The sequence below is a fragment of the Nocardia brasiliensis genome, from assembly GCF_011801125.1.
Taxonomy (GTDB): domain Bacteria; phylum Actinomycetota; class Actinomycetes; order Mycobacteriales; family Mycobacteriaceae; genus Nocardia; species Nocardia brasiliensis_C.
Genome location: NZ_CP046171.1, coordinates 6,455,963 through 6,475,394 on the forward strand (window position 1 = coordinate 6,455,963; position 19,432 = coordinate 6,475,394).

General features: G+C 70.7%; 13 protein-coding genes. 8 read left to right on the forward strand and 5 right to left on the reverse strand.

What is annotated here, in order from left to right; translation table 11 throughout:
• Positions 1–10: 10 nt before the first annotated feature.
• A complete protein-coding gene (locus tag F5X71_RS29340) occupies positions 11–2,452 on the reverse strand; it encodes an ATP-binding protein (protein ID WP_238815536.1) in 2,442 nt (813 codons plus the stop codon).
• Between the two features lie 448 nt (positions 2,453–2,900).
• Here F5X71_RS29340 and F5X71_RS29345 point away from each other — a divergent pair, with 448 nt between their 5' ends.
• The 4 genes from F5X71_RS29345 to F5X71_RS29360 are packed head-to-tail and all read left to right on the forward strand — an operon-like array spanning position 2,901 to position 10,459.
• Positions 2,901–5,762, forward strand: coding sequence for a DUF5691 domain-containing protein (locus F5X71_RS29345; RefSeq protein ID WP_167464911.1), 2,862 nt, complete (start codon positions 2,901–2,903; stop codon positions 5,760–5,762).
• A complete protein-coding gene (locus tag F5X71_RS29350) occupies positions 5,759–6,859 on the forward strand; it encodes an ATP-binding protein (RefSeq protein WP_167464912.1) in 1,101 nt (366 codons plus the stop codon). The genes F5X71_RS29345 and F5X71_RS29350 overlap by 4 nt, the downstream gene beginning before the upstream one ends.
• 37 nt (positions 6,860–6,896) lie before the next feature.
• Positions 6,897–9,299 (forward strand): DUF5682 family protein, encoded by a 2,403-nt coding sequence (locus F5X71_RS29355; RefSeq protein WP_167464913.1) that lies wholly within the window; start codon positions 6,897–6,899, stop codon positions 9,297–9,299.
• Entirely contained in the window at positions 9,296–10,459 is a 1,164-nt protein-coding gene (locus F5X71_RS29360; RefSeq protein ID WP_167464914.1) for a VWA domain-containing protein, read from the forward strand. The genes F5X71_RS29355 and F5X71_RS29360 overlap by 4 nt, the downstream gene beginning before the upstream one ends.
• 258 nt (positions 10,460–10,717) lie before the next feature.
• Here the strand turns inward: F5X71_RS29360 and F5X71_RS29365 are convergent, their stop codons facing one another.
• The 4 genes from F5X71_RS29365 to F5X71_RS29380 form a co-directional block, all read right to left on the reverse strand.
• Positions 10,718–10,957: a phosphatase PAP2 family protein gene (locus tag F5X71_RS29365; RefSeq protein WP_167464915.1), complete on the reverse strand. Its 240-nt coding sequence runs from the start codon at positions 10,955–10,957 to the stop codon at positions 10,718–10,720.
• A 416-nt stretch (positions 10,958–11,373) separates the two neighbouring features.
• Positions 11,374–13,905, reverse strand: a complete 2,532-nt coding sequence (locus tag F5X71_RS29370; RefSeq protein ID WP_167464916.1) for an ABC transporter permease — start codon at positions 13,903–13,905, stop codon at positions 11,374–11,376.
• Positions 13,905–14,681, reverse strand: a complete 777-nt coding sequence (locus tag F5X71_RS29375) for an ABC transporter ATP-binding protein (RefSeq protein WP_167464917.1) — start codon at positions 14,679–14,681, stop codon at positions 13,905–13,907. Before F5X71_RS29375 ends, F5X71_RS29370 begins: the two co-directional genes overlap by 1 nt.
• An 80-nt stretch (positions 14,682–14,761) precedes the next feature.
• Entirely contained in the window at positions 14,762–15,199 is a 438-nt protein-coding gene (locus tag F5X71_RS29380; RefSeq protein WP_238815537.1) for a MarR family winged helix-turn-helix transcriptional regulator, read from the reverse strand.
• Between the two features lie 94 nt (positions 15,200–15,293).
• Here F5X71_RS29380 and F5X71_RS29385 point away from each other — a divergent pair, with 94 nt between their 5' ends.
• The 4 genes from F5X71_RS29385 (at position 15,294) to cqsA (ending at position 19,427) form a co-directional block, all read left to right on the forward strand.
• Positions 15,294–16,346, forward strand: coding sequence for a substrate-binding domain-containing protein (locus tag F5X71_RS29385; protein ID WP_238815538.1), 1,053 nt, complete (start codon positions 15,294–15,296; stop codon positions 16,344–16,346).
• Positions 16,347–16,440: 94 nt separating this feature from the next.
• A complete protein-coding gene (locus tag F5X71_RS29390; RefSeq protein WP_167464920.1) occupies positions 16,441–16,716 on the forward strand; it encodes an FmdB family zinc ribbon protein in 276 nt (91 codons plus the stop codon).
• Between the two features lie 16 nt (positions 16,717–16,732).
• Positions 16,733–17,986 (forward strand): formamidase, encoded by a 1,254-nt coding sequence (fmdA, locus tag F5X71_RS29395; protein ID WP_167464921.1) that lies wholly within the window; start codon positions 16,733–16,735, stop codon positions 17,984–17,986.
• Positions 17,987–18,206: 220 nt separating this feature from the next.
• On the forward strand, positions 18,207–19,427 hold the full coding sequence (gene cqsA, locus F5X71_RS29400) for an alpha-hydroxyketone-type quorum-sensing autoinducer synthase (protein ID WP_167464922.1): 1,221 nt from the start codon (positions 18,207–18,209) through the stop codon (positions 19,425–19,427).
• The last annotated feature ends 5 nt before the right edge of the window (positions 19,428–19,432 follow it).

Sequence of the window (19,432 nt, forward strand, 5' to 3'; positions counted from 1 at the left end):
GACCCCCGCCTCATCGAGCCAGCCAGGCGACGAATCGTTCGGTCTCGGTGATCAATTCGCGCATGCCGCGGCCGATCGGCACGTGCGCGCCCGCGGTCGCGTCGCGCAGCGCCTCGACGACCCACTTGCCCTCGCGCGCGATGAGGTGCTTGTTGAGGTCGTCCACCTTGCCGCCCACCCCCATCACGGCGAGCGCGACTTTCGCCCTGGTGGAGTGGGCAGCGTCGATGTGGCGCTCCACTTCTCGATGGTTCACCCCGGCGGCGAGCAGGGTGCGCCGGGCCCGGGACAGGCTGGCCGCCTCCACCGCCGACCGGCAGCAGGTCGCCACGAGTTCGTCGGCGATGGCCTGCGGTAGCTGCGGGGTGCGCACCAGCGCGCGGGCGTCGTCGAGGTAGCGGCGGACCGGATCGCTGGACACCCGCACCTCGACCACCGAACGGTCGCGGCGCTGCACCTCCAGCACGGTGGCGTCGAGCTCCATGCGGCGCACCGCCTCGGCGAGCCGCTCGTCGTGGGTGAACACCACCACCTGCCTGGTCCAGGCGACCGCGGCGAGCACCCTGGCCAGCCCGTCCACCTTGGCCGGGTCCATCGCCTGCACCGGATCGTCGATCATGACGAAGCGAAACGGGCTCTCCTCGACCGTGGCCCGCGGCAGGAACAGCGACAACCCGAGCGCGTGCAGCTCGCCCTGGCTCATCACGCCGAGCGCGGCGCCGTCCACCTCGTCCACCGTGACGTCGAGCAGCACCCGGCGCGCCGTTCCGGCATTGCCCTGCAAGCGAATCGCGCCGAGCTCCACATTGCTCTGCTGGCGCAGCGTCTGCCAGACCCAGCGGGCCGTGGTCTCCAACGGCGTCATGCGCTCCCCGCGCAGCCCCGCGGTGGCCGCCTTGAGCCATTCCTCGGCCTTCTTGGTGGTGCGCAGTTCCGCGGCGTGCGCCGCGACCTCGCGCGCGCCCTCCAGCCAGCTCACGATGCGCGGTACCAGCGGGGTCCACACCTCGTCGAGGCGATCGAGCTCCTTGCGGGTGCCCTGCTGCACCAGATCGAGTTCGTCGACCAACCTGGCGTGCGCGCCACGCAGCCGATCCGGCAGCTCGTCGCTGTAGTCGGCGGCGGTGAGCGCGGCCCAGTCGGCCCAGGCCCTGCGCACCGCGGTGGTGTCCACCGAGGGCGGGTTGCGCGGATCGAAATCCAGTTCCGGCGGCACCAGCTCGGGCAGCGACCGCGCGGCCCGCAACGCGTGCCCGAGTTCGGCGCGCGCCGTGGTCAACGCGTCGACCCGCGCGGCGAGCGTGGCGATCGACTCGTCGGCCTGGGTCAGCCACGCCTGGTCCAGCTCGCCGCGGCCGCACACCGGGCACGGGCACGCGCCGCTCGCCTCCTGGTGCGCGCGGGCCCGACGCAGCAGCTCGAGCACCCGCAGGTCGGCCTCGGCGTCGGCGGTGGTGCCCGCGCTCAGCGCGGTGCCGCACTCGGCGAGCCGGGTGGCCACCGCCGCCACCTCGGCCGCGCTCGGCAGGGTGAGCCGCACGATCGCGCGCAGACCGGCCGGACCCGCGGGATCGTCGAAGGCGCCGATCACCTCGTTGCCCACGGCGGTGAGATCCGGTTGCGCGGGCCGCAGCAGCGCGCTGACCCGCACCGCGCGGTCGTCGGCCACGCCGTCCAGCGCTTCCAGCAGTTCCATGCGCTCTTGCCGGGAATCGCGCACGGCGCGTTCCAGTTCCAGCCTGCGCAGGCGAATCCGCTCCTGCGCCACCGTCAATTCGTCGAGGCCGAGCAGTTGATGCAGCGCGTCGAACAGATCGCTCGGTTTGCCGTCGACCAGCGCGCCGAGTTCGCTGTAGGACAGGAACGGGCGGTACAGCTCGAGCAGGCCGGCCCAGCGATCGATATCGAATTCCGTTGCCTCGGCAGGGGGATGGCGTTCGGTCCAGCGCGCGTCGGGCAGGTCGGCAGCGGCGGCCCATTCCTTGGCGATGGTCAGCCGCGGCTGTGTGCCCGCGCCGAGCAACTCGACCTCGATGCGCGCCGATTCACCCGCGTGCAGGTTGCGCCATCCCTCCCGCCAGGCCGCGGATCGACCGTCCCAGCGTCGATTCCCGCCGGTGAACACCAATTCCGCGGCCTCGGCGAAACTGGACTTACCGCTGCCGTTACGGCCGACGACCAGGGTGAGCCCGGGTCCGGGCGGCAACCGCAGTTCCGCCTCCTGGCCGATGCCGCGGAAACCGCGCACCCGGATGGTCTGCAGGAAGATCCCGTGGTCGTCGAATACCGGTGCGGGGTCGTCGTTTTCGTTACTACCAAGGGCGCGCAGGACGGTGCGTGCCACCGACGGAGTCACCGCGGGGTCCGCGGCGAGCCTGCGGGTGACCACCTCGCTCAGCCGCGGCACCGGATCGGCGTCGGGACGCATCTCGTCGAGAACCCCCTCCACCACCGAGCCGCTACCGGTCCTCCGATCCCGTGCGCCTGCATGACGCGCAAGCGCTGCCCGCGGCGCACTGTCGAAGCTGAGCGAAACGCTACCCGATCGGGTCGCTTTCGCCCACCGGAGGCAGCGACCGGCGACGTCATGCGAATCTGCCCGCGGGGATGGATATGGCCATCGAATCGGCTGGGGCCGCGCTTCGATGTCCACCCCTCGCCAGCCCCGGCGGGCAGCTCGATGGTGTAACACCCGATTTGGGTGGCTCGGTCGAGCCGAACAGGACAGAATGCCAGACAACCCGAACTCGTGCAAGATGTTTTCGGTATCGAATCCATCGACAGCACAGTATTTTCCGTACGATCGGCGGCGGCATGTGGGCGGCCACGCGACGACCGGGCGGCCGCGCACTTGTCGGTGGTCTGCGGTAGAAATCCGTCAACCGAGAAACGGGGGAACCATGTCGCGCTGGAGCGAGGACCAGGTCACGGCGCTCGCGCCGGACGCGAGCTCGCTCTCGGCCGCGCGCAAGCTGGCCGGGCGCTGGCACGGCACCGGGCACCACGACACCGCGCTGTGGGGTAGCTGCCGCGGCAGCGGCGCCGAGCCGTATCGCACCGTGGTCGATCTCGGCGGCCCGGCCTACCAATGCTCCTGCCCCAGCCGGAAATTCCCGTGCAAGCACGCGCTGTCACTGTTGCTCGAATGGGCGGCGGGCCGGGTCGCGGACGCGCCGGAGACCGCCGACTTCGCGGCCACATGGCTCGCGGGCCGGGCCGCGCGCGCCGCGCGGTCCGCCCCGGCCGCCCGCACCGCGAACCCGGCGACGGCCGAACAGCGGCGGGTACGGGTCACCGCCGGACTGGAGGAACTCGAGGTCTGGCTCGGCGACCAGGTCCGCACCGGCCTGGCCCAGAGCGACCGCTCGTTCCGCGCGTTCGAGACGATCGCCGCCCGCATGGTCGACGCCCAGGCGCCCGGCGTCGCCGCCGCCTTGCGGCGACTGCCGATCACGATGGCGACCAGGCCCGATTGGCCGGCGGCGGTGCTGCGCGAGTACGCCAGGCTGCACCTGCTGATCGTCGCGCATCGCCGGTTGGACGAGCTCGCGCCCGCGCTGCGGGCCAGCGTCCGCACGCATATCGGCTATCCGAACCCGGCCGAGGCGGTGCGCACCGAGCCCGCGGTCCGCGATCTGTGGCAGGTGCTCGGCGTCCGCGTCACCGAGGAGCAACGCCTCCATACCCGGCGCACCTGGTTGTACGGCCGCGCGACCCGGCGCTGGGCGCTGCTGGTGGACCACTCGTTCGGGTCCCCCACCTTTCCGGCCGACGTACCGACCCTCGGCTTGTGCGCCGACGCGGAGCTGCACTACTACCCGGGTGCGGCCCCGCTGCGCGCGCTATGGGGTGAACGGCACAGTGCCGCTGAACCTTTCACCACACTGCCGGTCGATCCGGAACGGCCGGGCACCATCGCGGCGGCGCTGGCCGAGCACGCGGCGGCGCTCGGCGCCGACCCCTGGCTGCGCGGCTGGCCCGTGCTGCTCGTCGACGTCGTGCCGGTGTGCACCGAAAGTGGCTGCTGTCTGGTCGAATCCGACGGTACCGCACTTCCCGTGGCCGATACCGAACAGCCATGGCGGCTGCTCGGCGTCTCCGGCGGCCACCCGGTGACTGTCGCCGCCGAGTGGACCGCGGCCGGTTTGCTGCCGATCTCGGTGTGCTGCGCGGGCGAGGTCATCGATCCGGCACCGGCCGATCCCGGCGGCGCGGCGAATCCCGGCGGCACACGGGGCGCCGACGGCGCCGACCTGACCTCCGCCGCCCTGCTCGGCACCGCCCGCCGCGCCCCCGACCTCGCCCGGCTCGCCGCGCCCGTCGCCGAGATCGCCGCGCACCTGCCCGCCGACCCGGCCGTGCGCCTGCTCGAATCCGCCGCGCTACAGGATGTTTTCGTGCGCGGTGGCCATCTGGCGAGCACCGCGAGCGTGCCGGAGCCCGCCGCGGACGACCCCCGATCGCTGCTGCCCCGCGCCGCGGCGGACCGTCTCGCGCGCATGGTGCGGGAGCGCTCCCCCTTCCTGCCCGAGTGGTTCGCGGCGGCAACGCCGCACGACTACCGCGCGCCCGACGCGCTGTGCGCGCAGCTGCTGGAGCAGGCCGAGCGCAGCGCCGAGCACCGGGAGCCCCTGCTGCGCCTGGCGGGCACCCGGGGCCGGTGGCTCGCCGAGCGGCATCCACAATGGCGAAACCTGCTGCGCGAGCACGACTCCGTGACACCGGCCGCGCAGGTCTGGCAGTACGGCCGCGCCCCGGAGCGCGCGGCCTGGCTCACCGAACTCCGCCGCACCGACGCCGACGCCGCGCGCGAGGCGCTCGCCGCGGCCTGGCCCAAGGAATCCGGTCCGCTGAAGGCCGAACTGCTCGCGGTGCTCGCCGACGGGATCTCGCGTGCCGACGAGCCGCTGCTGGAGGCCGGGCTGGACGACCGGCGCGCCGACGTGCGCCGCACCGCCGCCGGCCTGCTCTCGCTGCTGCCCGAATCGGCCCTCGCCAAGCGCATGGCCCGGCGCGCGGGCACCTGGCTGCGGGTCGAGCACCGGCTGCTGCACACCGAACTCGTTGTCGCGCTGCCCGATACGCTCGACGACGCGGCGCGGCGCGACGGCATCAGCGACGGCGGTGTCGAGTTCGGCTATCGGTGGGGCGGGGCGCCCGACCGCACCGCGGGCAGGCTGCGCCAGCTCGTCGCCGCGACACCGCTGACGCACTGGACGCGCGTGCTCGGCGGACCCGGCAAGACCGTCAAGGCCAGGGTCGACGACCGCTTCCGCCAGCCGGTCTTCGACGGCTGGGTGGATGCCGCACTGGCACAGCGGGATTCGGCCTGGGCACGGGCGCTGTTCGACGCGGGCGTGCCCACCGACCTGGCCATGCTGCGCAGGCGCGAGCTGTTCGCGCTGCTGCCGCTGCCCGACCGGACCAGACACCTGCTCGGCCTCGACGGCGCCTGGCTCTCCGAGATCGAGGCGCTGCTGCCGGCGATGGGCCATCCGTGGCCGGAACCGTTGGCGCAGCACGTGATCCTGCTGCTGTTGGAGCGGGCCCGCGCGGCGGCGCGGCGACCGCAGACACACGGCACCGGCCCCAGCGCGCACCGTTCGCTGCTGGCCGCGGCGGCGACGCACCTGCCGGTCGGCGCGGCCGGGGCGGCAGGCGTCGCGGCCCGCCGCTGCGGCGACGCCGCCTGGGAGCGGGCCTTCGACCAACTCGCCCATGACCTCAACCACCGCTCGATGATGCTCGAGGAGTTGCAGTGACCACCGACAACGTGACGCCCGATCTGCTGCGGCCGCACGCCGAACAGGCCTACGCCGCGGAACTGCGCGCCCTCGCGGCCGCCGACGAGCGCCCGCGTCCGCCGTCCTGGCTGCTCTCGCCGTGGGCCGTGCTCACCTATCTGCTCGGCGGCACCCTCGACGACGGCACGGTGATCAGCCCGAAGTACGTGGGGCCGCGCAGGCTCATGGAGGTCGCCGTCGCCACCCTGGCCACCGATCGCGCGCTGCTGCTGCTCGGCGTGCCCGGCACGGCCAAGACCTGGGTATCGGAACATCTTTCGGCCGCCATCTGCGGCGCGTCGACGCTGCTCGTCCAGGGCACCTCCGGCACCGCGGAGGAGGCGATCCGTTACGGCTGGAACTACGCGCGGTTGCTCGCCGAGGGCCCGAGCGCCGAAGCGCTCGTGCCGTCCCCGGTGCTGACCGCGATGCGGACCGGCGCCATCGCGCGCGTCGAGGAGCTCACCCGCATCCCCGCCGACGTGCAGGACGCGCTGATCACCATCCTGTCCGAAAAGACGCTGCCGATACCCGAGCTCGGCACCGAGGTGCAGGCGGCGAAGGGCTTCAACGTCATCGCCACGGCCAACGACCGCGATCGCGGCGTGAACGAGTTGTCCTCCGCGCTGCGCCGCCGCTTCAACACGGTGGTGCTGCCGCTGCCCGCGGACGAGGACGAAGAGGTCGAGATCGTCAGCCGCCGGGTGGCCCAGCTCGGCGCCGCGCTGGAGCTGCCGACGGTGCCCGCCGCGGCCGAGGAGGTGCGCCGAGTGGTGCGCGTCTTCCGCGAATTGCGTTCCGGGCATACCGCCGACGGCCGGACCAAGCTCAAGTCGCCCTCGGGCACCCTGTCCACCGCCGAGGCGATCTCGGTGATCACCAACGGGATCGCGCTGTCGGCCCACTTCGGCGACGGCGTGCTGCGGGCCGCCGACATCGCGGGCGCGGTGCTCGGCTCGGTGATCAAGGACCCGGTCACCGATGCGGTCGTGTGGACCGAATACCTCGAAGCCGTGGTCCGCGAACGTCCGGAGTGGTCGGACTTCTACCGCGCCTGCCGCGAGATCAGCGGGTAGGCGTGCGCGATCGATCGCCGTGGCCGGGGATGGCCGCATGACCAGCGTCGAGGGTGCGCCCGCCGCGACGAACGGCGCCGCGAGCGCCCCACTCACCCGGGTGTTCGGCATCCGGCACCACGGGCCGGGCTCGGCCCGCTCGCTGCGCGCGGCGCTGACCGAGTTCCGGCCGGACACCATCCTGATCGAGGGCCCGGCCGATGCCGATCCCCTGGTCGGCTACGTCGCCGCCGATGGTATGACGCCGCCGGTCGCGCTGCTCGCCTACGTGCCCGACGCTCCCGCGACGGCGGCGTTCTGGCCGTATGCGGTGTTCTCACCGGAATGGCAGGCGCTGTCTTACGCCGTGGCGCACGGGGTGCCCGTGCGGTTCTGCGATCTGCCCGCGAGCACGGTACTGGCCGTCGACGACACACCGGGTGATCGGTTCGATCCGCTCGGCGCGCTGGCGGCGGCGGGCGGCTACGACGACGCCGAGCGCTGGTGGGACGCGGTGGTCGAATCCGCCCCGGACGCCGCCGCTTTCGACGCGATCACCGAGGCGATGGGCGCGCTGCGCGAGTCGGCACAGCACGAACCGGCACAGCGCGAATCGGCACAGCGCGGCGACGACCGGGCGCCCCGGCTCTCGACCGTGGAAACCGAACGCGCCGAGGCGGATTCGGTCGCCGAGGCGATCGACGACGAACCGGAGCCGGAGCCGACGCTGTTCGGACCGGCCCGGATCGACGCGCACACCCTGCGGCGCGAGGCCTATATGCGTCAGTGCATGCGCAAGGCGCTGAAGGACGGATCGCGGCGCCTCGCGGTGGTCTGCGGGGCGTGGCACGCGCCCGCGCTCGCGGGCAAGCTCGGCCCCGCCGCGCCGGATACCCGTCTGTTGAAAGGCATTCCGAAGACGAAGGCCACGGTGACCTGGGTGCCGTGGACGCATTCGCGCCTGTCCAGCCGGTCCGGTTATGGCGCGGGCATCACCTCGCCGGGCTGGTACCACCACCTGTTCACCGAAACCGAGCGCCCGATCGTGCGCTGGCTCACCAAGGTGGCCGGGGTGCTGCGCGCCCACGATCTGCCGGTCTCCAGCGCGCACATCATCGAGGCGGTCCGGCTCGCCGATACCCTCGCCGGCCTGCGCGGCCGGCCACTGGCCGGGTTGTCCGAGGTCACCGAGGCCACACGCGCGGTGATGTGCGCGGGTGAGGAGACGATGCTGCGCTTCGTCGTCGACGAACTGGTGGTCGGCGAGGCGCTGGGCACCGTGCCCGAAGGCACGCCCGCCGTCCCGCTGGACGCGGACCTGCGCGCCCGGATCCGGTCGCTGCGGATGAAACAGGAACCGACGGCCCGCACAATCGATCTCGATCTGCGCAAGCAGCGCGAGGTCGAGCGCTCCCGGCTGCTGCACCGGCTGCGCGTGCTCGGCATCGGGTGGGGCACCCTGACCACCAGCGAGGTGCGCGGCACCGGCACCTTCCGGGAGACCTGGACGCTGCGGTGGCGCCCGGACTACGCGATCTCGATCATCGAGGCCTCGCGCTGGGGCACCACCGTGCGCACCGCCGCCGAGGCGAAGATCCTCGACGCCGCGAACCGGGACGACAGCGGCGTCGGCGAGCTCACCGCCGCGCTCGAGGTCGCGCTGCTGGCCGATCTCGGCGGCGCCACCGACGGCCTGATCGCCCGGCTGGCCTCGGTGGCCGCGCTGGATCACGACATCACCCACCTGCTCGCGGCACTGCCCGGCTTGATCCGGACGCTGCGCTACGGGGATGTGCGCGGCACCGACGGCGCCGCGCTCACACACGTCGTGGACGGCCTGCTGGTCCGCGTCTGCGCCGGCCTGCCCGGCGCGGTGACCGGACTCGACACCGACGCGGCCACCGAGTTCCGCACGCTGCTCGACGCGGCGCACACCGCGGTCAGCACCCGCGACGACGACTGGGCCACCGCGCAGTGGCTCGGCGCGCTGCATCGCCTCGCCGACCGCGACGACGTGCACGGCGCGCTCGTCGGCCGCGCGGTCCGGCTGCTCTGCGACGCGGGCCGCATCGATGACGCCGAATCCGCGCGCAGGCTCTCGGCCGCGCTCTCGGTCGGCAACACCGCCGCCGCCAAGGCCGCCTGGATCGACGGTTTCCTCGGTGGCCGCGGCCTGCTGCTGGTGCACGACCGAGAGTTGTTGCGCCGCATCGACGATTGGTTGCGTGAGCTGCGCGAGGATCAGTTCGTGGCGACCCTGCCGCTGCTGCGCCGCACCTTCGCCGCGTTCGAGTCCGGCGAGCGGCGCGCCATCGGTCAGGCGGTACGCGACGGCGGTCCGGTCACCGGCGGCGCCGGGCACGGCGGCGATTTCGATGTCGCACGCGGCCGCCACGCGCTGCGCACCGCCGCACAGATCTTGGGTGTCTCGATCCCCCACCGGCAAGGAGCACGGCCATGAACACCGACGAGGAAACCCGTTCGCGCCGTTGGCGTCTGGTGCTCGGCACCGCCGCCGAGGCCGACCTCGGCGCGCTGAGTTCCGCCGACGACCTCGCCATGGACCGCGCGCTGTCGGCGCTCTACAACGACGACGAGGAGCGGACCTCGGGCAAGCGGTCGGGCGGGCTCCAGGGCTCGGCGCCGCGCGTCGCCCGCTGGCTCGGCGACATCCGGAACTACTTTCCCTCGACCGTGGTCGAGGTACTGCAGCGCGACGCGGTGCAACGACTGAACCTCACCCAATTGCTGCTGGAGCCCGAACTGCTGGAGGCGGTGGAACCGGACGTGCACCTGGTCGGCACGCTGCTCGGCCTGAACCGGGTGATGCCCGAAACCACCAAGGCCACCGCACGTCTGGTGGTCGGCAAGGTAGTGCGCGAGATCGAGCGGCGCATTGCCGCGCGCACCGTCGCCGCCGTCGCGGGCGCGTTGAACCGGGCCGCGCGGGTCACCCGTCCCAGGCTGCGCGATATCGACTGGGACCGCACCATCCGCAAGAACCTGGCCAACTACCTGCCCGATCACCGGACGGTCGTGCCGCAGCGGCTGGTGGGCTACGGACGCAAAGCCCAAGCGGTGCAGCGCGATGTCGTGCTCGCCATCGACCAGTCCGGCTCGATGGCGTCGAGCGTGGTCTACGCCTCGGTGTTCGGCGCGGTGCTCGCATCGATACGCGCGCTGCGGACCTCCCTGGTGGTCTTCGACACCGAAATCGTCGATCTCACCGACAAACTCGACGATCCGGTCGAGGTCCTGTTCGGCACCCAGCTCGGCGGCGGCACCGATATCAACCGCGCCATCGCCTACGCCCAGTCCTTGATCACCCGTCCCGCCGACACCCTCTTCGTCCTCATCTCCGACCTCTATGAGGGCGGTATCCGCGAGGAAATGCTGCGCCGGATCAACGCGATGAAGGACTCCGGCGTCCAGATCGTGGTCTTGCTCGCGCTTTCCGACGAGGGCGCGCCCGCCTTCGATCACGACAACGCCGCGGCCCTGGCCGCGCTGGGCGTCCCGGCGTTCGCCTGCACCCCGGACAGGTTCCCCGACCTGTTGGCCGTCGCGCTGGACCGCGGCGATCTGCGCGCGTGGGCCGACGCCGAGGCCGGGCGGAGTTAGCGATGCCGGTCATGCATCCCCGTGCACATGACCGACATCGCCCGCCGGTACGAACGCGCGGCCGGAACTCAGCCGGAAAGGGTGGAGATGCCTTGGAGCAGACCGATGAGATTGGCGGCGATACCGAGCAGAGTACTGAGAGCGCTGAGCAACTCCATGGAACTCCTATCTGAACGGGCGACCGGACAGCTCAGCAGATCGTACGACAGTGACGCGGCGTGGGAGATCGGTTCGGCGACACCGTTTCGCGGCGTGTTCTCAGCTGGTCATCACGGGTTTACCGGAGACAGGGCCGATGCCGACCCGGGCCGTCGCCGCGGCGGGCACGAGCGCGGGACGCGGCAGCGCGGCCAGCACCAGCAAACCCACGGCGACGAGCACATCGAGCCAGTAGCGGTTGCCGGTACCCACGACCACCACGGTGGTGAGCGCCGGATGGGCAAGGGCGAGCTGGCGCATGCGACCCGCGGCCACGCTCGTCGCGGCGGGCAGCAACACCCGGCCGACGTGCAGCGACGGATCGCGGCGAACTGATCGGACAGGCCACCGGATTCGGCCGGGCCGTAAACAGATGACCCGTAGCTCGCGGCCAGTCGACGCAGCCCTACTCGCCCATCATGCGCGGCGACGCGAGCGGCACCAGCATGTGCACGACGAGCGCGGCACCGGTCAAGGCCACCATCAGGTTTCGAGTCCCGATGATGCTCGGGACGAAACACTCACAGCCACAACAGCACCGCGACCGCGACGGTGAAAAGCGCGGTGGCGTGCACCGCTTAGCCTTACGGTAACCGCCGGTCCGTCCACCCTTCTAGATCCCGGTGCCGAATCGCCCTCCGCGCAACCGATTTCGCGGTGGTGGCGAGACAGGACAACGGCGGGCCCGAGATTCGGGGCCGCCGTCGACACAGAACCTAGAGGTCGGCGATCGCGGCCAGGGGTGGCGTGCGCGCGGCCCGCACGCCGGGCCAGAGCGCGGCGAGCACACCGACCACCGCGGAGCTGATCAGGACGAGCACCAACTGCGACCAGGGGATGGCGATCTGATCCAGCCCGAGATCGCGCAGCGTCCGCAGGAAACCGACACCGAGGCCCAATCCCAGCAGCATGCCGACGATCGCGCCGAACACCGCGATCAACATCGATTCCAGGTAGATGGTCCGGCGCACCTGCGCCCGTTGCATGCCGACCGCGCGCAGCATGCCGATCTCCCGCCTGCGCTCCACCACCGACAATGCCAAGGTGTTGACGATGCCGAGGATGGCGATCACCACCGCGAGGGCGAGCAGACCGTACAGGATCGCCAGCAGGGTGTTGATCTGTTTACCTTGCGCGCCTTTGAATTCCTCGTGATCCTGCACCTGGACCACCGGGAACGGCTCGGCCGCCCGCTCCAGATCCGTGCGCAGCTGTGCCAGATCCGCCCCCGGTGCCGCGGTGACCAGCACGACCACGTTGCTCTGGAAGTTCACCGGCATCACGTCCCGATAGATCTCGGGCGACACGACGAGCGAGCCGAGCAGCGGGGTCTTGCGATAGACGCCGGTCACCGTCAGCGGCACCTTCTTGCCGTCGAAGCTGGTCAGCGTGACCTCCTGGCCCACCTTCCAGCCGCGTTCGTCGGCCTCGTCCTGCGACACCAGCATGTCCCCGGCCCCGAGAGTGTCGGTGCCTCGCAGGATCTCGTAGTTCAGGGCCTGATCGAGCTTGCCGTTCGGCGAGGTTCCGCCGATCTGGTCGTCCGCGCCCAGCTTGAAGCCGACCCGCCGCAACTCGACCACGTCCGCCACCTGGGGCACCGACTTGCGCACCGCGTCGGCGGCGCCGAAGGGCACGCCGATGAGCTGCTGACTGGACAGCACGTACTCGGACTTCACGCCCTTGTCCACCAGCACGCCGACGCTCGCCTTCGCCGAGGCGCCGAGCATGCCGATCGCGGTCACCAGCATCAGCCCCAGCGTGAGCGCGAAAGCCGTTGCGGCAGTACGGCGCGGATTGCGCGCGGCATTGTTGCGCGCCATCCGCCCGATCGGTCCGAACGGCCGCACCACGACGCCGAGCCCGCCCACCACCGGACGCGACAGCGCCGGTGCGCACAGCAACACCGCGAGGATCAGCGCGAGCGCGCCGATGCCGACGGTGAGCGCGGCGTTGCCGCCGGTGGACTGCGCGCCGAGCACGACGAGCACGGTGCCCGCCACCGCGAGCAGCGCGCCGACCAGTGTGCGGACCCGCAACGAGTCGCCGGCGGCGGCGAACTCCTCGCGCATCGCCTCGACCGGCGGAATCTTCGCGGCGCGCCGCGCCGGTGCGTAGGCACTGATCATCGTCACCGCGAGACCGACAAGCAGCCCGACGCCGATGGTGCGCGGCAGCACCGTCATCGAGCCGGTCGGCAGGCCGAGATCGAACGCGTTGAGCACCCCGGCCAGCCCGTAGGCCAGCCCGATGCCGCCGACCAAACCCACCGCGCTGCCGACCAATCCGATGACGAACGCCTCCGCGACCACCGAGCTGCCCACCTGTCGCCTGCTGGCCCCGACGGCGCGCAGCAGCGCGAGTTCGCGCAAGCGCTGTGCGACGATCATGGAGAAGGTGTTGTAGATGATGAACGTGCCGACGATCAGCGCGATCGCGCCGAAGGCGAGCAGGAAGTAGTTGATGAAGTTGAGCGCGTCGGAGATCTGCTTCTTCATGTCCTCGCGCACCTGATCACCGTTTTGCACCTTGAAGCCGGGCAACGCCGCGGACAGGTTGTCGCGCAGTTCGTCGCCGGAGATGCCGGTGGCCGCGAGATCGACGTAGGCCACGTGCAGCCCGTCGGTGAACAGCTTGCGCGCCTGGGCGTCGTCGAACAGCAGGCCGATCAATCCGCCGGTGTCCGAAGGCATCTGGTACAGGCCGGTGACCGTGACGTCGATCGGGTCGGGCGCGGACGGGACCAGGATCTTGGTGCGGTCACCGACCTTCAGCCCGGCTCGCTGGGCGCCGCCGGAGTTGATCGCGATCTCCCCCGGCCCGGTGGGCGGCACCCCCTCGACGAACTTGTTCGGCTCCGCGACGGCCCGCTCGGGCGGCAGGTAGGACTGGCCGAAGGTGGGCGCGCCGCCGGTCTGCACCGCCTTCTTGCCGTCGGGGGTGAGCAGCACCAGCACGCCGTTGACGCTCGGCGCGACCGTGCGCACGCCAGGGTACTTGGCCAGCTCGTCGACGATGTTGTTCGGAACGCCCAGCCCCTGTTGCTCTTTGGGGCTGATCCGCACGTCGACGCCCTTGGCCTGGCCCGCGAAGATGCCGTCGAAGGTGCGCTGCAGCGTGTCGGTGAACACGAACGACCCCGCGATGAACGCGGTCCCGAGCACCACCGACAACAGCGTGAGCGCGAGCCGCACCTTGTGCGCGGCCAGGTTGCGCAGCGCAACCTTGCGCATCGGATTCGCGGCCATCACGCCTGCTCCAGCGCCTTCATCCGATCGAGCACGGTCTCGGAGGTCGGCTCGCGCAACTCGTCGACGATGCGACCGTCGGCGAGGAACACCACGCGATCGGCGTAGGCGGCAGCGTGCGGCTCGTGCGTCACGATCACCACGGTCTGACCGAACTCGTCCACCGCGGCCCGCAGGATGGACAGCACCTCCCCCGAGGCGCGCGAGTCCAGGTTGCCGGTCGGCTCGTCGCCGAAGATGATCTCCGGCTTGCCCGCGAGCGCGCGGGCACAGGCCACCCGCTGCTGCTGCCCGCCGGACAGTTCGCTGGGCCGGTGGGTGAGCCGGTCGGTGAGGCCGAGCCGCTTCAGCACGGTGTCCAGCCACGCCTGATCCGGCTTGCGGCCCGCGATGTCGAGCGGCAGCGTGATGTTCTCCAGCGCGGTCAGCGTCGGCACCAGGTTGAACGCCTGGAAGACGAACCCGATCCGGTCCCTGCGCAGCCTGGTCATCTGCTTGTCGGACAGGCCGGCCAGGTCGGTGTCACCGATGCGCACGGTGCCGGTACTGGCACTGTCGAGCCCGGCCAGGCAGTGCATCAGCGTCGATTTGCCGGACCCGGACGGGCCCATGATCGCCGTGAATTCCCCCTTCGCGAACTCGGCCGACACCCCGTCCAGGGCGCGGACCTGCGTATCTCCTGACCCATAGACCTTGACCAGGTCGATAGCGCGGGCCGCGACCGAGGCCGGCGCCGCCACGTCGGCGGCCTCGGCGCCCAAAGCTTGCGAAGTCATGCACACCAGTCTTACCGGGTTCGGCCCACCGCGCCATCAGGGAATTCCCCGAATCCCCTGGTATCGATGCACCGGAGGTGTTATTGCACGACGGGTTGAGCGTTCAATTGACCGATCAGAGTGACCAGTGACTTGGCCAAACGCCCCTTGGCCGCGCCGAGGGTGTCCAGGCCGCCCTCGGCCAGCGCGCTGTTCATCGTCCGATAGGCGAGCAGTCCGCGCCGCGTCGGAAACACCAGCACCCGGCGCCGGTCCACCTCGTCGACCTTGCGGTGCACGAGATTGTCGGCGATCATCCCGTCGATCAGACGGGTCAGGCTGGCACCGGTGAGCAGGGTGGCCTCGGCCAGGTGCGCCATCGGATGACCGGCACCGTCGGCCACCGTCGCCAGCACGTGCCAGCGCGCGACCGAGGCTTCGCCGAGACAGCCCGCGATGGCCCGGTCCAACTCCTGTGACGCCCTGCGCACGAGTCGCGCCAACTCCTCCAGCGCGGCGGGGGCGGTGCTATCGTCCACCGCAGCACTATATCCAACCCCGCGTGGTAAATATTCAAGTGGAAATATTCGGTGGTGATCGGCATTGCCGCTCTCGGGTTTTCGTCGCGCTACGGTGGACATCGCGCTCGTTGTGCCGTTGAGCGGGCCCGCGGGGATGTTCGGCCCCTCCTGTGAGGCCTGCGCCGCCCTCGCCGTCGCCGACATCAATGCCATGGGCGGGATTCTCGACCGGCCGGTGCGGCTGCATCCGGTGGACGCGGGCGCGCCGCTGCCGGTGCTCAGCGCGACGATCGATCGCATGGTCGGCGCGGGACTGGTCGACGGCGTCGTCGGCTGGCATCTGTCCAACGCGCGCAAGGTGATCACGCCGCGCACCGCGGGGCGGGTGCCCTACGTCTATACGACGTTCTACGAGGGCGGCGAGGATGCCGACGGCGTCTACATGGTGGGCGAGACACCTGAGCAGCAGCTGTTCCCAGCGCTGCGCTGGCTGCGCACCGAGCACGGCATCCGCCGCTGGTGCGTGGTCGGCAACGACTATGTCTGGCCACGCGAAACCGCCAGGGCAGCCAGGGAATTCGCGGCGTCCACCGATATCGACATTCTCGGCGAGACCTTCGTGCCGCTGGGCGGCCGCGACTTCCGGCAGGCCCTGTCACTCGTGCGCACCGCCCCGGCGCAGGGCGTGCTGCTGTTCATGGTCGGCGCGGACTGCGCGGCGTTCAATCGCGCCTTCGCCAAGGCCGGGCTCGACGCGGACCTGGTGCGGCTGAGCATGATGATCGGCGAGGACGTGCTTTACGCGGGAGGCGCCGGCAGCACCCGCGGATTATTCACCGCCAGTGGCTATTTCGAGAGCGTGGTGTCGGCGGCGGGGATGGATTTCGGTGCCCGCTACCTGCGCGAGTTCGGGCCGGCCGCGCCCGCGCTGAACAACATCGGCGAATCCTGCTACGAGGGCCTGCTGTTGTTCGCGTCGCTGGCCGAGGCCGCCCGCAGTCTCGACCTGCGCGCCATCGAACGTCATGCGCCCCGGGTGAGTTACGGCGGCCCGCGCGGCGAGGTACGCGTGCGCGGCGCGCACACCACCCAGCCGGTCTATCTGGCCGATGCCGACGCGCTCGAGTTCAGCGTGCGGGCCGAGCTGAGCTCGTCGAACTCGTAACACGAACTTCACCACCCGGTTTCGCCGCGGCGACCTGATCAGCTTTGTATCGTCGTCATACGAAAAATATTCAAATGAAAATAAAGAGGTACCAGTGCCCCTCTATCGGTTCCACTGCATGGCGTGTGGCGGCTTCGATCTCGCGTTCCCCATGGCCGAGGTCCCCGGTGCCGCACCGTGCCCGGACTGCGCCGCGGACAGCAGACGACAGTTCGGCGGCGGCGCGCTGATCCGGCCCGGCGCGGCCGCAACCCGGCTGCTCGACGCCACCGGGCGCACCGCGACCGAGCCCGCGGTGGTCTCGGCACCGCCCCGGCGTTCAGCGCCAGTGACTCGAAATCCCCTGCACCGCAAGCTTCCCCGACCCTGAACTCGAAGGACAAACCGTGCCAGAACTGCTGTTTCCGCTCGACTCCACCAAACGATTCACCGACCAGCGGCTCGTCGGCCACAACCGCTGGCATCCCGACATCCCGGCCGCGGTGACCGTCAAACCAGGCGACGAGTTCCGGGTGCACGTGCGCGAATGGTTCGACGGAGCCATCCACAACGACGATTCCGCCGAAGACGTGCTCAACGCCCCGCTCAGCACGGTGCACTGCCTGTCGGGTCCGTTCGCGATCGAGGGCGCGCGACCCGGCGACCTGCTCATCGTGGACATCCTGGACATCGGCCCCATCCCGCAGGAGGATTCGGGGCCGCTGGCCGGACAGGGCTGGGGTTACACCGGCATCTTCCCCACCGACAACGGCGGCGGCTTCCTCACCGAGCACTTCCCCGACGCCTACAAGGCGATCTGGGACTTCAGCGGGCAGACCACCACCTCCCGGCACATCCCCGGGGTGAAGTTCACCGGCATGACCCACCCCGGCCTGATGGGCACCGCCCCGTCGGCCGCACTGCTGTCGACCTGGAACGCGCGTGAGGGCGCGCTGATCGCCACCGACCCGCAGCGGGTGCCGCCGCTGGCATTGCCACCCGAACCACGCGACGCCGTCCTCGGCAGCCTGACCGGCGCCGAGTTCGACCGCGCCGCCGCCGAGGCCGCGCGCACCGCGCCGCCCCGGGAGAACGGCGGCAACCAGGACATCAAGAACTTCACCCGCGGCAGCAGGGTGTTCTATCCGGTGTTCGTGGAGGGAGCCAACCTCTCGGTCGGCGACCTGCACTTCTCCCAGGGCGACGGCGAGATCACCTTCTGCGGCGCCATCGAGATGGGCGGCTTCATCGATCTGCGGGTCGATCTCATCAAGAACGGCATGCAGCTCTACGGCGTCGCCGAGAACGCCATCTTCGTTCCGGGCAATTCGGGCCCCACCTATTCGGAGTACCTCGCCTTCTCCGGCACCTCGGTCACCCTCGGCGGCGAGCAGCGCTACCTGGACGCGCAGCTGTCCTTCGAACGAGCCTGCCTGCACGCCATCGACTACCTCACCAAATTCGGTTACACCCCGGAACAGGCATATCTGCTGCTCGGCGCGGCCCCGATCGAGGGTCGATTCTCCGGTGTCGTCGACATTCCCAATTCCTGTGCCACGGTATATATCCCGACCGCGATCTTCGATTTCCCGGTACTGCCGACGGCGGCGGGACCGCACCGGATCGACCCGGGCGCGGGAGCGCCGCACGCCGTGCGCTGAGCAGGCCGGAAGCGTTGAGCCGGTTGCGTTTCACATCGGTACGCAACCGGTTTCGCGCTCGACCCCCACCCTTTTTGCCGAAGCATTGCCGAAAGGCACGCGCATATTCGGCGATAGTGGTCATCCGTCAAGTTATCGATTACGGTCCTGCATCGATACCGTAGTGGTTCAATCAATCTGCGTGTGCTCTGAAGTAGCTAGTGCTAGCGAAAGGAGTTTCATGGATCTGACCATCGCCGAACGGATCCAGCTGCGCGTCGAAAGATTTCATTCGGACAGAATCGGCCAGTGGGGCGGGCGGCACCTGCTGCACAGCCGCACCCCCAGGTACGGCGACATCGTGCTCCGCAGCAACGACTATCTGGCGCTCACCGGTGACCCCCGCATCGCGCACGCGGTACGGACCGCGTTGCGCTCGGCGCCGACCGGTGGCTCAACCCCGAGCGTCTACCTGCACGGCGCACACCCGCAGGTGGTGCTCGAACGCGCGCTCGCCGAGCATCTGCGTGCCCCCGCGGGCGTGCTCTGCCAATCCGGCTGGGCGGCAGGCGTCGGCCTGCTGCAATCGATCTCCGATGCCGAAACACCGGTGTACATCGACCAATTCGCGAACATGTCGCTCTGGCGCGGCGCCCGCGCCGCGGGGTCGCCGACCTATTCGTTCCGGCACAACTTTCCCGGCCACCTCCGTGAGCTGATCCGCGCGCACGGGCCGGGCATCATCGCGGTGGACGCCATCTACGGCAACAACGGCAGCCGCTGCCCGCTCACCCAGTTCTGCGAGATCGCCGACGAAACCGACAGCGTGCTGGTGGTCGACGAATCACACGCGGCAGGCACCGACGGCCCCGCCGGCGCGGGCATGGTCGCCGCGCTCGGCCTCACCGAGCGGGTGCCGTACCGAATCATCAGCCTGTCCAAGGCCTTCGCGGGGCGGGCCGGTTTCGTCGCCGCGAACAGCACCGACTTCGTCGACTATTTCAAGATGGAGTCGCATCCATCGATGTTCTCCTCGACCCTGCTCCCGCACGAGATCGCCGGGCTGGCAGCGACACTCGAGGTGATCCGGCTGGACAACTGGCGCAGGCAGCGGCTACGCGAGCTCGCCACCACCATCCGCCGGTCGCTGACCACCCTCGAATTCGACCTGGAAGGCTCGGCGAGCCACATCGTCGCGCTGCAGGCCGGGCCGGACCTGCGCGGCGCGGCAATCCGCGACTTCCTGGAGGCCCGTGGCATTTTCGCCGCGCTGCTGTGCCCGCCCGCGACCTCCCGCGACCGCGCACTGGTGCGGCTCGGCCTGCACGCGGGGCTCACCGATTCCCAGGTGGAGCGAATCATGGCGGCCTGCACCGAGCTTCGCGCCCACTTCGGCCCGACCCCGCCCATGGCGTCCCGGCCGATCCCGACCGCGGCGGCGGGATCGACCGGTCGCCCATGAGCGCG